This window comes from Algibacter sp. AS12 (assembly GCF_046736315.1).
In the GTDB taxonomy this organism is placed as follows: domain Bacteria; phylum Bacteroidota; class Bacteroidia; order Flavobacteriales; family Flavobacteriaceae; genus Algibacter_B; species Algibacter_B amylolyticus.
In genome coordinates this window covers 2855172-2870523 of the sequence record NZ_CP151841.1, presented here as the reverse complement: position 1 = coordinate 2870523, position 15352 = coordinate 2855172, and the positions used below count along the sequence as shown (strand labels likewise).

General features: G+C 33.0%; 13 protein-coding genes. 7 read left to right on the top strand and 6 right to left on the bottom strand.

Annotated elements, in window-relative coordinates:
• Positions 1-40: 40 nt before the first annotated feature.
• Positions 41-1168 (top strand): serine hydrolase domain-containing protein, encoded by a 1128-nt coding sequence (locus AAFN75_RS11910; protein ID WP_411806525.1) that lies wholly within the window; start codon positions 41-43, stop codon positions 1166-1168.
• Between the two features lie 4 nt (positions 1169-1172).
• Positions 1173-2414, top strand: a complete 1242-nt coding sequence (locus AAFN75_RS11905) for a S41 family peptidase (protein WP_411806524.1) — start codon at positions 1173-1175, stop codon at positions 2412-2414.
• Between the two features lie 578 nt (positions 2415-2992).
• Here AAFN75_RS11905 and AAFN75_RS11900 read toward each other — a convergent pair.
• Positions 2993-3751, bottom strand: a complete 759-nt coding sequence (locus tag AAFN75_RS11900; RefSeq protein WP_411806523.1) for a DUF1684 domain-containing protein — start codon at positions 3749-3751, stop codon at positions 2993-2995.
• Entirely contained in the window at positions 3751-4278 is a 528-nt protein-coding gene (locus AAFN75_RS11895) for a DUF4252 domain-containing protein (protein WP_411806522.1), read from the bottom strand. Before AAFN75_RS11895 ends, AAFN75_RS11900 begins: the two co-directional genes overlap by 1 nt.
• Positions 4279-4545: 267 nt before the next feature.
• Here AAFN75_RS11895 and AAFN75_RS11890 point away from each other — a divergent pair, with 267 nt between their 5' ends.
• Entirely contained in the window at positions 4546-5760 is a 1215-nt protein-coding gene (locus AAFN75_RS11890) for an MDR family MFS transporter (protein ID WP_411806521.1), read from the top strand.
• A complete protein-coding gene (locus AAFN75_RS11885; RefSeq protein ID WP_411806520.1) occupies positions 5757-6719 on the top strand; it encodes a YpdA family putative bacillithiol disulfide reductase in 963 nt (320 codons plus the stop codon). Before AAFN75_RS11890 ends, AAFN75_RS11885 begins: the two co-directional genes overlap by 4 nt.
• 163 nt (positions 6720-6882) lie before the next feature.
• Here the strand turns inward: AAFN75_RS11885 and AAFN75_RS11880 are convergent, their stop codons facing one another.
• A complete protein-coding gene (locus tag AAFN75_RS11880; RefSeq protein ID WP_144116873.1) occupies positions 6883-7326 on the bottom strand; it encodes an Lrp/AsnC family transcriptional regulator in 444 nt (147 codons plus the stop codon).
• 123 nt (positions 7327-7449) lie between these two features.
• Here AAFN75_RS11880 and AAFN75_RS11875 point away from each other — a divergent pair, with 123 nt between their 5' ends.
• Positions 7450-7845, top strand: coding sequence for a hypothetical protein (locus AAFN75_RS11875; RefSeq protein WP_144116872.1), 396 nt, complete (start codon positions 7450-7452; stop codon positions 7843-7845).
• Positions 7846-7862: 17 nt separating this feature from the next.
• Here AAFN75_RS11875 and AAFN75_RS11870 read toward each other — a convergent pair whose 3' ends face one another.
• From AAFN75_RS11870 to AAFN75_RS11860, 3 genes are all read right to left on the bottom strand, one after another.
• The gene (locus AAFN75_RS11870) at positions 7863-8402 is read right to left on the bottom strand and encodes a sigma-70 family RNA polymerase sigma factor (protein ID WP_411806519.1); all 540 of its coding nucleotides are present in this window, start codon (positions 8400-8402) and stop codon (positions 7863-7865) included.
• Positions 8403-8722: 320 nt separating this feature from the next.
• Positions 8723-9151, bottom strand: coding sequence for a hypothetical protein (locus AAFN75_RS11865; RefSeq protein ID WP_411806518.1), 429 nt, complete (start codon positions 9149-9151; stop codon positions 8723-8725).
• A 227-nt stretch (positions 9152-9378) separates the two neighbouring features.
• A complete protein-coding gene (locus AAFN75_RS11860) occupies positions 9379-12816 on the bottom strand; it encodes a methylmalonyl-CoA mutase family protein (RefSeq protein WP_411806516.1) in 3438 nt (1145 codons plus the stop codon).
• A gap of 143 nt (positions 12817-12959) precedes the next feature.
• Here AAFN75_RS11860 and purU point away from each other — a divergent pair, with 143 nt between their 5' ends.
• Positions 12960-13814, top strand: a complete 855-nt coding sequence (gene purU, locus AAFN75_RS11855) for a formyltetrahydrofolate deformylase (protein WP_411806515.1) — start codon at positions 12960-12962, stop codon at positions 13812-13814.
• A 128-nt stretch (positions 13815-13942) separates the two neighbouring features.
• Positions 13943-15040 carry an OmpA family protein gene (locus tag AAFN75_RS11850; RefSeq protein WP_411806514.1) on the top strand — a complete coding sequence of 366 codons (1098 nt, stop codon included), beginning with the start codon at positions 13943-13945 and terminating at the stop codon, positions 15038-15040.
• Positions 15041-15352: the final 312 nt, after the last annotated feature.

Sequence of the window (15352 nt, the reverse complement as noted above, 5' to 3'; positions counted from 1 at the left end):
AACTTTATAGTAATTTTAATGGTATAATAATCAACTGATTATGAAACAAAGTACAATACTTACACTGTTAATTTTTATTTCAATGGGTGCTTTTGGTCAGCAAGACATCAAAAAGGACATTGCGCTATTATTGAATGCCGAACTTCAAAACGAGAACATAAAAAGTGGAATGCTACATGTGTATTCTGAAACTCGGGGAATCGATATGCAATTGGCTGAAAGCAAAGAAGATTCTATTTCAATACTTAGTCCATTTTACACAGCTAGTGTTACCAAAATGCTCACAGCTACATCTATTGGTATTTTAAAAGATCAAAAAAAGTTAAATTTTGAAGACAACATCGCTCAATATTTAACAGATTCATTAATGAGTAATCTTCACGTTTTAAATGGTAAAGAGTATTCAAACGACCTCACCATAGCTCATTTATTACAACACACTTCTGGTTTACCAGATTATTTTACAGATACAACCATTGATAGAAGTCCAAATATCATCAATCAATTACTCATTGACACTAGTAAATCTTGGTCAGCCCAAGAAATGATTGAGTTTACTAAACAGAAGATGAAACCTCACTTTGCACCCGGTAAAGGCTATCATTATACAGATACAGAGTATGTACTTTTAGCTTTGATTATTGAAAACGTAAGTGGTTTATCTTTAGATAAGTTCTTTAAGCAACATATTTTTCAACCATTAAAAATGCATAGTTCTTACATCAATTTAAAATCTTCTGCGATAGACAATTCACTTGATATAGCTAAATTTTATGCAAGTGAATATGAATTATCGTCTCTTAAAAGCCTAAGTGCCGATTGGGGCGGAGGCGGTTTGGTGTCAACTACCCAAGATTTAATAGGTTTTTTAAAAGCGTTCAATGAAGATCTAATTGTAACAAAAGAAACTCGTTTAGAAATGCAAAACTGGGTGAATGAAACTAAAGGGATGGAATACGGTTTTGGTATAAGAAAAGTTTCTATTGATAAGTTAACAGAAACAGAAAGCGATTTGCAACTTATTGGTCATTCTGGTAGTACAGCATCTTTTTTATGGTATTGCCCACAACTAGATATATACATATCTGGTACATTAAATCAGTTAGAAGCTTCTAAAAGTGCAATGATTTTGGTTTGTGAAATATTAAAAATAATAGAAAACAAATAAGGATATGGATTTATTTCGAAAAACAATAATTTGTTTTTTAATTGTTATTGCTTCGATGTTTAATATAATGTTAGCTCAAACAACAAATGCAATAAACTGGAAAGAGGATCTTAAAATTTATAAGACTTCATTAGAACAAAAACATATAGATATATATCATTCGATTACTAAAGAAGATTTTTTAGAAGAATGGTTTAAGATTTATAATAATGTTGAGTCATTAAGTGATTTTGAAATCATTTTAAAATTAATGCGTTTAACAAGGCGTATTAATGATGGTCATACTTCTGTATCACTGAGAAATATGTCAACGCACCGTTTTCCATTTGAGATAGAATGGATCGAGAACAAATGGTATGTTGTAAAAACATTGAATAAGAATAAACAAATTCTAAAAACTACTTTGGAATCTATTAATGGTATTCCGATTGATACAGTTACTCAAAAAATATCAGAAATAGCGCAATTTGTTGAAAATGAATATTCTTTAAAAGATAGAACAGGTAGGTATTTAACTATATCAGAAGTACTTTTTCATCTTAATTTGATTGACGCAACAAATAAAGCCACATTTAGTTTTCGTAAAAATAATAATGAATTAATAAATCTGGAATTGAACACAATTACTAATGATATTTGGGAGAATAGTAATCTTTCAATGGTAACCTTAACTGTACCAGAAATCACAATTCCCAATAATATCAATCGTGATTTATTGTTTACATCAATTTCTGACACAAAAGCGGTATATATAAATTTTGAAGGTTATCCAACTTTTGAAGAAATGCAAGTGTTTGGTGAACAATTAATATCATATATTCAAGAAAATAAAACGAAGCAGGTAATTATTGATATGCGAGAAAATGGAGGAGGCGATTTATATGTAGGAACAGTTTTGGCCTATGCACTTAATCTTGCAGATAGTATTGATTGGAAAAATGGTGTGTTCGTATTAACAAGTCATAAAACCTTTTCTGCAGCAACAAGTAATGCAGCTCTGTTTAAGCAATTGTTAAATGCAAAAGTTATTGGTCAGCCTACAGGCTCAAACCCAAATGGGTATCAAGATATGGATAGTTTTATCTTGCCAAATTCAAAATTGGTAATAACCTATTCTAAAAGATTATTTCGATTATCTAATCAAGTAAATACAGCACTTCAGCCTGATATAATAATAAATCAAAAAAAGAGTGATTTAGTTAATAATATAGACACTGTTTTGAGGGTATTATTAAATAGGTTTTAAAGGCAGGTAATAAGATGTTCGTCAGTTGTTCCATTTTGTTCCATAAAGCATAATCACAAAGCGGATTATTATATATTACAAACACTGCAAGAGTAATACCAGTTTTGCTTTAAAATTAGGCAATAAAAAGGCAGTTATTTTTTCTTTAGTCAAAAAAGAAAATGCAAGCATAGCCATAGCTACGGTTACATTTTATTTTGAAGAATAAAGGAAAAAGCCCAAGTTTTTGTGGGTAAATTTAAAGTGAAAATGGTATAACACATTTAATCAACTAGAGGCTTCTAAAAGTGCAATGATTTTGGTTTATGCTATTCTTAAAACAATTGATAACAAGAACCAACAGTAGAAATCGACTAATTATACTCAAACTTTGATTATACTTTAGGATCGTAAATATAAAAATTAAGCACTATTGGCAACAATGTGTAAAAATAATTGCTTGTGACTTGCCTACTTGGAAATTCCTGCGGAATTTCCAATGGTTCGGTTCATTTTTAGTAAGTTAGTAGCTAAACCACGCAACTATCCTTACACAAACACGTTAAACGAACCCTCCAAAATTCAAAGTATACTTAATCCTAATTAAAAGCTTTAACGCCTGCTTCTACTCTAGTTTTTAAATAATTTTTTCTTGGTACTATAGGGCAAGAATACTTATCGTTATAAGCACAATAAGGGTTGTAAGCTTTATTAAAATCGATTTGCATGGTGTTGCCTATTGGTATTCTAGCATCTAGATAACGGCCGCCGCCGTAACTTTCTAGTCCGTTAGTTTCGTCTAGAAAAGGCAGGAACAAATAGTCTTCGAAGCCTTCTTTTTCCATGAGTCCTTGATTTTGGTATATATTTAATTTAAATGCTTCACCTTTTAAATTAAAACTTAACTCGCCGTATTTCACATAAATTGGACGGCGGTCTGTTGTGGTTTTCATTTTAAAAGATTTTTCGTTTGGTGTTCTTTTAAAATTGGCGATTATCACATACGTAGAATCGAACTTAAAAAAATCTAAGCCTTTAAAGTTTTTACTGTCCTTGGCTTTTAAAGGTGATTTGCTAGCATCTTTATATTCGGCATTTAATTCTTTTTGAAATTCGGTTTCGCCTTGTATTGGGCGTTTATCTTGAGCGCAACTTGTGCATACTACAAACAAAGCTAGTAATGCCAACCATTTGCCTTTACTTTTAACTGGCTGAAATGCCCGCGTTAGGGATTGCAGTGTAAAGCCCACAGCCCGACGTAGGAGGTGCGCGGACTTGTAGCGTAAAGCCCGCCCCTTGTGGTAACGCCCAAATAATTTTAAGCTTACTGCTTGGTTACTTCCTATGGATTTAAGCATTAGTTTATGGGGTTGAATGAAGGGTTAAGATTTGTATTATAGGACTGTAATAAATCGTTTGAAAAGGCATTAAAGGTTTCGCGATCTGAAAATGACTTAATTTTTTCGGGATCGAAATTGCCCTGTAAATAATAAGCTGTAGTTTCGGTGGCAGTGCTATTAAAAATAATAGCGTGGGTTACTACAGCGCCTAATTCTACTACAGAAATAATTCGGGTATTATCGACTTCGTTTTGCCTAAAAATATCGGTATAGCCACTATTGGTTACGGCATTCATTTCATCGAGTAACGTGTTGCGCTTTAGTGCGTTTGTGTTTTGGAACTTTATGTATTTAAAATCTGAAATATTGCCAATGGCGTTTTTTACCTCGGGAGATATGTTACTTAAAACCGCCTTCATAAAATTAGGTACTTGAAAAGATGTTGCTCCCATATCGGCTTTATGATTATTATAAAAGCTTTGAAAACTACTACCACAAGACACCAGTAGAATGCTTAACAGGAGAACTAAACTTAGCTGTTTCATTTTAAAAATTTACGGTTATAAAATGCAAGTTAAAATTATTTTACCTAGATTTGAAGTATAAAAGAAATTAAAATGCGTAATAACGTCACTATTTATGGAAAGCAATGGACTTCTTGTTTAAAGACAAGTTGTTGGGCTGGTTATATATTGTGTTGATGTTTATATAAGATATTACAATATTAAAAAGTCCGACTTCGTAGTCGGACTTTTTATTTTTATACCAAATATAAATCCATTTAAATATGCAGAATAGAACACCTAGAACTTATGAAAAAACTATTACACAATTATATAGAAACGTTTAAAGGCCTATCGGAAGAAGTTTGGTGGCTTGCGTTAATCACGCTTATAAACAGGGCTGGAACCATGGTAATCCCTTTTTTGTCACTGTATTTAACCGAAGATTTAGAGTTTTCGTTAACCAATGTAGGTTCTATTATGATGTGTTTTGGATTAGGCTCTGTGGCGGGCTCATGGTTAGGTGGTAAACTAACCGATACTATTGGCTATTACAAAGTAATGGTTAGGAGTTTAATTGGCACAGGCATTCTATTTATTGCCTTACAGTTTTTAACCACTTTTTATGCCTTTTGCTTGGGTATATTTTTGGTTATGTTGGTCGCCGATATGTTTCGTCCGGCTATGTTTGTGGCATTAAGTGCTTACAGTAAACCCGAAAATAAAACACGAAGTGTAACCCTTATTAGGTTAGCCATAAACTTGGGGTTTTCGGCAGGACCTGCAGTTGGCGGTATTATTATAACAACCTTAGGTTATAGTGGTTTATTTTGGGTAGACGGCATTACATGTATACTTGCTACAGTTGTGCTTTTTAAAGTTTTAAACCCTAAAAAAATTATGGAGTTAGATAATGTGGTAGTGACTAATCCAGATTCGGCGTATAGAGACAAAGCATTCGTTATTTTTTTAGTTGCCATGTTTTTATTTGGTGTTATATTTTTACAATATTTTTCTACCATGCCTATTTATTACAGAGAGGTACATATTCTATCTAAACTAGATATTGGCTTGCTATTAGGTGCTAATGGCTTTTTAATTTTCTTGTTAGAAATGCCGCTTATAAAATGGTTGGAAAACAGTAAGTTTTCTAAAACAGACCTCATGATATTTGGGGCATTGTTAACGGCATCGAGCTTTATTATTTTAAACAGCACAACATGGTCTGGCATATTAATTATTGGTATGTTTTTAATGACTATTGGCGAAATGATTGCCTTTCCGTTTTCAAACGCATTTGCTATGGAACGGGCTAAAAAAGGGAACCAAGGCGAGTATATGGCATTGTATTCCATAGCGTTTTCTATGGCGCATATTTTTGGTCATAAAGCCGGTATGCAAATGGTTAACGATTGGGGATTTAATAACACGTGGTATATGGTTACAGCTATTGGTGCTTTTTGTGTAATATTATTACTAATTTTAAAAAGTCATTTAAATTTAAAAGTAAAATTATTAAAATGAAAGATGTTATAATTATAGGTGGTGGCCCAATTGGAATTGCTTGTGCCTTAGAGTGTAAAAAAAGAAACTGGAATTATGTTATTATTGAAAAAGGCGCACTTACCAACTCACTTTTTAATTATCCTAAAAACATGACGTTTTTCTCTACTTCTGAGAAATTAGAGGTTGACGATATTCCGTTTATAAGTAATAACCCGAAGCCAAATCGAGATGAAGCTTTGGAGTATTACAGGCGTGTAGCGACCTCTAACAAAGTAAACATTAACTTGTTTGAAACCGTTGAAACCCTAACTAAAAAGGGAAAACATTTTACAGTATCTACCAACAAAGCCAATTACGACACAAAACATATTATTTTGGCAACTGGCTTTTACGATATACCTAATTTATTAGTTGTACCGGGTGAAAACTTACCAAAAGTAACACACTATTACAAAGAAGCGCACCCTTACGCTATGCAACATAGTGTGGTGGTTGGCGCCAGTAACTCATCGGTAGATGCGGCATTAGAAATTTATAGAAAAGGCGGTCATGTTACCATGATAGTTCGTGGCGATGCTATTGGGCAACGTGTAAAATATTGGGTAAGACCAGATATTATAAACCGTATTGAAGAAGGCAGTATAAAAGCGTATTTTAATTCTGAAATCACAGAAATTAAAGCCCATGAATTAACGTTTAAATCGCCGGAAGGTTTAAAAACGATTCCAAATGATTATGTAGTGGCGCTTACGGGCTACAAACCAAATTTCGAGCTCCTAAATCAGTTAGGAGTTTCACTTAGTAACGATGATAAAAAACGACCGGAATATAACCCAGAAACCATGGAAAGCAATATTAAGGGTGTGTATTTAGCTGGTGTAATTTGTGGTGGAATGGAAACCCATAAATGGTTTATTGAAAATAGCCGTATTCATGCGAAACAAATAACAACACATATTGAAAAGACATTAAGCTAGCAGCGCCTGAAACTAAAACAGATTACAATACCGTCTTTGGAATTAGAAGAAGCAATAGAATTCTATAAAGCTTTAGGGTTGAAACTTATTGTAGTTGAAATCTCGAATTTATATGTTGCCAGGAAGAACAGAAACAATCCGCCTTGGCGTGTATATCAAACCACTATTTTATAGGAATGATACCTTTCTGTTTAACCACTCTAGACAATACAATTTGGGTTTTAGATTCGCCGTAAGTAATAAGTTGGTCTATAAAAGATTCCAAATGCTTTTGATTTTTTAAAACCACTTCCATAACAATGTTTTCGTCGCCAGTTATACGATAGCAATTAATAACCTCATCGTAGGTTTTAACCTTATCTAAAAAAGGCTTTAATTTTCCCATAAAGGCACGTAATGTAATGATGGCTTTAAATTGATATCCCATTTCGTAAGGCGAAATAATGGCCTTATAATCTTCAATAATTCCAAGATCTTCCATTTTTTTTATCCGTTCGGAAACAGCAGGCGAACTGATACCTACTTGCCTGCCAATTTCGGCATTGGAGAGTCTTGCATTTAGCTGTAAACAGCTTAGAATCTTACTGTTAATCGAGTCCACTTTCATTTAAAGGAAAATTAACACAAATAAATTAAAATTTAAAGCAAATATACGTTTTTACTTTAAATTTTAAAGTCAAATGTCATTTCTTGTGAGTAATTTTGATACAATTGCTATTAGAAAAAGATTATGTTACACAATACCCCACCAAATCTATCAGATTTACCGGTTTATCAAAAAGCACTTGAGATTTTCGCCCTATCTCAAAACATATCCACGTACCTCAATCACGACCTATCTAATTTAAAACCAGATGGTTCGGAAGATAATGATATTTATTTTTCGGGAGATATTGTGCAACAGTCCGTTTCATTAGTTCCTGAAATTTTGAATGCTGAAAGGGAGCGTTACTCAGATAGGAAGCATAGACATCTTGCTACTCTTAAACGATTAACCAATAAACTTTACAAAAACTCTTATAGATTAGAACGTTCTAACAGTAACGGAAAAGATTTTTTACCGATTCTTAGAAGCGAATTGAAAAAATTTAAAAAGCTACAAAGTAATTGGATACTCACTTTGTAATTATATTCTAGACTTACTTAATGACACATTTTACAATCTGCCTTGTCTTTAACTTCGCCTACTAAAAAGCCATCATCGTTAATTACAAAATCACAACAATCTACAAAGCCTTGTGCTATTAGTTTTCTGCCACGTTGTATTTGAGATTTTACAGTAGGTAATGGTAAATGTAATTGTTCTGCAACTTCCTGTTGCTTAAGCCCTTTTATATCGCTTAAAAACAAAGGATCTCTATATTTTTTAGGTAAACTTTTAATAATACCACGTAAGCAATCAGCCTCGGAATGTTCTAATTTTTGTTCTTCAAAAATAAAATCTTCATCGGTGGTTTCGTAAACCAATTTCTTGCTTTTAAAATAATCTAAAACCGCATGTCTAGCTATAGAAAATAACCAAGACTTCATTTTATTGTCGTCTTTTAACGTATTGAGCTTAGTATGTACTTTTATAAAAGTTTCCTGCACCAAATCATCTGCAATAGCGGTATCCTTTACTTTACTTAAAGTAAAGTATTTAATATCGTTTGCATGTAAGGTCCAAATATCTTGAGTATTCATAACTAATTATTAAAAACAACGCTAATTGTAGTATAAAGTTACTAAAATTAGCGTTGTTATTACTTGATTTAAGTCTTACTTAACAGTTGCAATTTGCACAGCTACAATTCTCGCAGGTACAATTTTTACAATTTCCTTTTGAGCAACCTTCGCAGTTGCAAGTACATTCTTTATTTTTCATGATATCTAATTTATAGGTTCATATAATAGACGAGTTCATTCTAAAAAAGATGCAAAATAATTGAAGTTTTTTTTAACTGAAGTATTTAGCTTATAGTAAGCCATCATTATAGCTGGAATTCAGGTTTTATTATTTAGCTTTAAATTTTACTGAATTTTTGCCCACAGCCTTCTATACAGGGGTACCAAAGAATTAAGTTACCACTTACTGGTAAAGTATAATATATTCTTGCGAAACGGGAATTACATGTATTTGGAATTATCTCTCCATCAAATTGTGTATCAGAATCGGTTATGGCTATATAAGTTCCCGTTTCTTTATCTCCTACGTCACCCGACATATAACATAACACACCATTTATTATTACCGTACCATCACTGAGAAATTCAATAACACGGTTGCTAGAAATGGGAGTAAATTCACCACTTCCATCTCCAGGATCTGCATATTGCTCAATAAGTTTCCATTTACCAATTAGGCCTGTATCTTGTCCTTCTTTTGGCTTACTATCATCTGTTGAGCAACTAGAAATTATAACGAGTAATACAATAAATAAATATTTTTTCATTCTAAATGAATTTTGGTTCTGCTTTATAGATGAATAAATTTAGTAATGGTTGCGTATACAACTAGTTTTAAAAAATACCGAGATAAACTCAGGATAAGCGATTCACTCACTTTTTACTAGGGCCAAAAGTGGTTTCAAAAACATTATATTCATAATAAAGATCCCGAGTTTACACTCGGAATAAGCGATTCACACACTTTTTGCTAAGGCAAAAAGTGGTTCTCTACTTACATATTTCTTCTGTACTGACCGCCTACTTCAAATAAAGCGGAAGTAATTTGCCCTAAAGAACACACCTTACAAACTTCCATTAAGGCATCAAAAATATTTTCGTTATTAATGGCTTTATGCTGCAAATCTTTCAATAAAACTTCAGAATCATTTGCTTTATGAAGATTGTTAAGGGTTTTTATTTGAAACTCTTTTTCCTCTTCGGTAGCTCTTATTACTTCCGCAGGTAAAACGGTTGGCGAACCCTTGCTACTTAAAAAGGTATTTACACCTATAATTGGAAACTTCCCATTATGCTTCAACGTTTCGTAATACAAACTTTCTTCCTGTATTTTAGAGCGCTGATACATAGTTTCCATAGCGCCTAAAACACCTCCGCGTTCGGTAATTCTATCAAACTCCAACAACACAGCTTCTTCAACTAAATCGGTTAATTCTTCAATTATAAACGATCCTTGTATTGGATTTTCGTTTTTAGCTAGCCCTAATTCTTTATTGATTATAAGCTGAATAGCCATAGCACGACGCACAGATTCTTCGGTTGGCGTAGTTATCGCTTCATCGTAGGCATTGGTATGCAATGAATTACAGTTGTCGTAGATAGCGTATAACGCCTGAAGTGTGGTACGAATATCGTTAAAATCAATTTCTTGAGCATGTAAACTTCTTCCTGAAGTTTGAATGTGATATTTAAGCATTTGCGCTCTAGCATTAGCCCCATATTTGTGCTTCATGGCTTTTGCCCAAATTTTTCTTGCCACACGCCCAATAACCGCATATTCTGGATCGATACCATTTGAGAAAAAGAAGGATAGATTAGGTCCAAACTTATTAATATCCATGCCTCTGCTTAAATAATATTCCACGTAAGTGAAACCATTGGATAACGTTAATGCTATTTGAGTAATTGGGTTCGCTCCTGCTTCTGCTATATGATAACCAGAAATAGAAACGCTATAAAAATTACGCACATTATTTTCAATAAAATATTCTTGGACATCGCCCATTAAACGCAGCGCAAATTCCGTTGAAAAAATACAGGTATTTTGCGCTTGGTCTTCCTTTAAAATATCGGCTTGCACAGTGCCTCTAACTTGAGCAATGGTGTTCTTTTTAATTTCTAAATAAATACCTTCTGGTAACACCTGGTCTCCGGTAACCCCTAAAAGCATTAAACCCAAGCCATTATTACCTTCTGGTAAATTACCATTGTATTTAGGGCGCTCTTTATGCTTATAGATCTTAGCAATTTTTGCTTCAACTTCTTTTTCTAAGCCATTTTCAAAAATATATTTTTCGCATTGTTGATCTATGGCCGCATTCATAAAAAAACCAAGTAACATTGGTGCTGGCCCATTAATGGTCATACTTACCGATGTCATAACATGGGCTAAATCAAACCCAGAATACAATTTTTTAGCATCGTCTAAACAACAAATTGATACGCCCGCATTTCCTATTTTACCATAAATATCTGGACGGTAATCGGGGTCGTTACCATATAGTGTAACACTATCAAAAGCAGTAGATAAACGTTTAGCTGGCAAACCCGCACTTACATAGTGAAAACGCTTGTTTGTGCGTTCTGGTCCACCCTCGCCAGCAAACATTCTAGCAGGATCTTCGCCCGTTCTTTTAAAAGGATATAATCCTGAAGTATATGGAAATTCTCCTGGAACATTTTCTTGTAAACACCATCTTAAAATATCTCCCCAAGCTTGGTATTTTGGCAACGCTACTTTAGGTATTGCTGTGTGCGATAAGGATTCGGTATGCGTTTCAATTTTTATTTCTTTATCTCTTACCTTAAATGTATAAATTGGATTTTTATATTTATTTACTTTCTCGTCCCAACCCGTTATTACCTCCCAGTTATAAGGATCTAAATCTAGCTTAACTCTATCAAATTCAGCAATAAGAAGTTTTACAAACACCTTATTATCCTCTTTAATTTGTTTTAGAATGCCTTCACTATTCAAGCCGTGTTTATCAAGTAGCGTTTGCTTTGTTTCAGTAAGACTTATATTAAGGACGGATTCTAAGGTTTTATAAATACCGTATAATTTTTGAGCCACTTCAACTTGCGTATCTGCTTTTTTATCGTAAGCTCTATTACTTTCTGCTATTTCAGATAAATAACGCGTTCGTGATTGCGGAATAACAAAAATCTTTTCGCTCATTTCGTTTGAAATGGTGAATGTCGATTTTAAATCTGAATCCACTTTTTCAACCAACTTATCCATAATCGCTTTGTAAAGCGTATTCATTCCTGGGTCGTTAAATTGAGACGCTATGGTTCCAAAAACAGGTAAATCATCTTGATGCACATCCCAAAGATTATTGTTGCGCATGTATTGTTTTTTAACATCGCGTAAGGCATCAAGCGAGCCCCTTTTATCAAATTTATTTATGGCTACCAAATCGGCAAAATCAAGCATGTCAATTTTTTCTAATTGTGTAGCGGCCCCAAATTCTGGAGTCATTACATATAAGGACACATCAGAATGTTCAATAATTTCTGTATCCGATTGTCCAATACCAGAAGTTTCAAGAATAATTAAATCGTATTCCGCAGCTTTTAAAACTTCAACAGCTTCATTAACATGTTTAGATAATGCTAAATTAGATTGACGTGTAGCCAAACTTCGCATATACACTCTAATGTTGTTAATGGAGTTCATTCTAATTCTATCTCCCAATAAAGCACCTCCTGTTTTTCTTTTAGAAGGATCGACCGAGATAATTCCTACGGTTTTATTAGCGAAATCTATTAAAAAGCGTCTTACTAACTCATCTACCAAACTCGATTTACCAGCACCACCAGTCCCTGTAATTCCTAATACAGGCGTTTTTGATGTTTTATTTTTAGCATGAATTGTATCTAAAATGTCTTTGGCTATTTCCGGAAAATTTTCAGCAGAAGAAATAACACGTGCAATATCCTTTGAATCTTTATTTTTTAAGTTTTTTACATCAACATTTATTTTATCACCAATAGCAAAATCAGATAACTCGACCAAATCATTAATCATGCCTTGTAATCCCATTTCACGACCATCGTCTGGCGAATAAATTCGTGAAATACCATATTCCATTAACGCTTTAATTTCTGAAGGCAAAATAACGCCGCCTCCGCCACCAAAAATCTTGATATGTTCTGCACCCTTTTCTTTTAGTAGGTCGTACATATATTTAAAGTACTCATTGTGTCCGCCTTGATAAGATGTCAGGCAAATGGCATTTACATCCTCTTGAATAGCAGTATTTACAACCTCTTCTACACTTCTATCATGTCCTAAATGAATCACCTCAACTCCAGTAGCCTGAATAATACGACGCATAATGTTAATAGAAGCATCATGACCATCAAAAAGTGATGCGGCGGTAACAATTCTAACTTTATGTTTTGGCTTATATATAGTTTGATGGTTCATTCGTAAAGATTATAGGATATTAGTCTTGCAATTTACGAAATATTCAAAAAATCTAACAGTTTACAACAAATATTATAATTTTTAATTCTCTAGTATTGCTTGAATCTTTTTTAAACTAAATTTATTGCCAATAAAAACTATTTATGAATAAGATTACCATATTAATACATTGTAAGGACAGACCTAATATTATTGCTTCGGTTACCAATTTTATAGCTAAAGAAGGCGGTAATATTGTATATATAGATCAACATGTTGATAGAGAGCAAAATATTTTCTTTATGCGTTTGGAAAGTGAGTTTGCTTCGGAATCTTTTTCTACTAATACTTTTAAAGGTGTTTTTAAAAGTGAGTTAGCCGATACCTTTGAAATGAAATGGAGAATTTACTCCTCTGAAAAGAAACCAAAAATGGCCTTATTCATTTCTAAATACGATCATTGTTTATATGATTTACTAGGGCGTTATAATTCTGGCGAACTTAATTTAGAGATACCTTTTATAATAAGTAATCATTTAGATTTAAAAACGATTGCCGATAATTTTAAAATTCCTTTTTACCATATCCCAGTAACTAAGGCCACCAAAGCTGAAGCCGAAGACCAACAGTTAAAGCTATTAGAAGCTCATAACATAGACTTTATAGTGTTAGCGAGATACATGCAAATTGTTTCTGGAAAACTTATAAATAAGTATCCAAACAAAATTATTAATATACATCATTCCTTCTTACCAGCCTTTGTAGGTGCTAAGCCTTACCATTCCGCTTATAAAAGAGGTGTGAAAATTATTGGAGCTACAAGTCATTATGTAACAGAAGAATTGGATGCGGGTCCTATAATAGAACAAGATGTAACAAGAGTAACTCATGCTCATGCTATTTCCGATTTAATTTCTAAGGGTCGCGATTTAGAAAAAATTGTGCTAGCAAACGCTGTGAAGCTACACGCAGACCGTAAAGTCATGGTGTTCAACAATAAGACTGTTATTTTTTCTTAAATTTTTGTTAAAGAAATTTCGTATTTTTTGGTTAACCAAATTTTTATTCACTAATTTTGTGACTTATTAATAATATATGTGTCTTACATATGTGGATTAATTAACCCATTAACTAAATTTTAATTTTTATGAAAACAAATTTATTTTTATGCCTAACTTTTTTATTAGGCTTAGGTTTTGCTCAAGCTCAAAACTTACCAACTAGCCCAGAACCGGGAAAATGTTATGTAAAATGTATTACTAAGGACGAATTCAAAGATGTTCAAGAAACTATCGAAGTTTACCCATCTTACACAACTTTAGAAATTGTACCTGCTACATACAAAACTGTAGAAGATCGTGTTCTTATTAAAGAAGCTTCTAAAAAATTAGTATACATCCCTGCAGTATACGAAACTGTAGAAGTTCCTTATACTAAAAAAGAAGGAAGAAGTGATTTAAACATCATTCCTGCTACATTTGGTACTAACTCAAGAACTTTTGAAACTTACCCTGCAACTTCAGGATGGGAATATAAAGAAACTGCTTGTGACTCTCCAAACAAAGAAGATTGTATGGTAGCTTGTTTTGTTGGTTATCCAGCACAATACAGAGATGTATCTTTCACTACTTTAGCTAAAGATGCTACTGTAACTAATACTCCAGTAAACGAAGTTCCTGGCACTTACACAAAGCAAGTTGTTAAGACTCCAGCTCGTATGGATCAAATTGACATTCCTGCTCAATATGCTACTATCAAACGTCAAGTTTTAGCAACTTCTGCTACTACAAGATCTAACACTATTCCTGCTAAAACTCAAACAGTAACAAGAACTGTATTAGCTAAAAAAGGTGGAATTACTACTTGGGAAGAAGTTGATTGTGGATTATTTGAAGCTAACGCTTTACCAATCTTTTACGAAACTGGTAGTGCACGTATCACTCAAGCATCTCAAAAAATCATTGACGATAACTTATTAGCTTTATTAAACAGTAAGCCAGTAAATGTTGAGATTATGTCTCATACAGATTCTAGAGGTAATGATGATTTCAACATGTCTTTATCACAACAACGTGCTAATTCTGTTGTAAACTACTTAGTATCTAAAGGTATCTCAAGAAGTCGTTTAACTGCAAGAGGATTTGGAGAATCTAGATTAGTTAACCGTTGTTCTAACGGAGTTGACTGTTCTGCTGATCAACACCAAAGAAACAGAAGAACTGAATTTAGAGTTATCAATAACTAATTCAAGTTTTTCTATAGGATATCCAATAAAGATATTTTTAAAATATATAAAGCCTGTGAAATTATTTCACAGGCTTTTTTTATGGATATAACTTAAGTATTCTACTTATCTCCTATCTCACTCTATAATAAAAAAGCAACACGATTAAAGTGTTAAGAATACGCTGTTATATTAGAAATGAATAATTACTGTAAGCCAATTAAGAACCTTAGATTGTAGAAAGAAGAAAGCAAAACATCATCACCGCTAACTAACTAACTAACTAACTAACTAACTAACTAACTAACTAACTAACTAACTAACTAACTAACT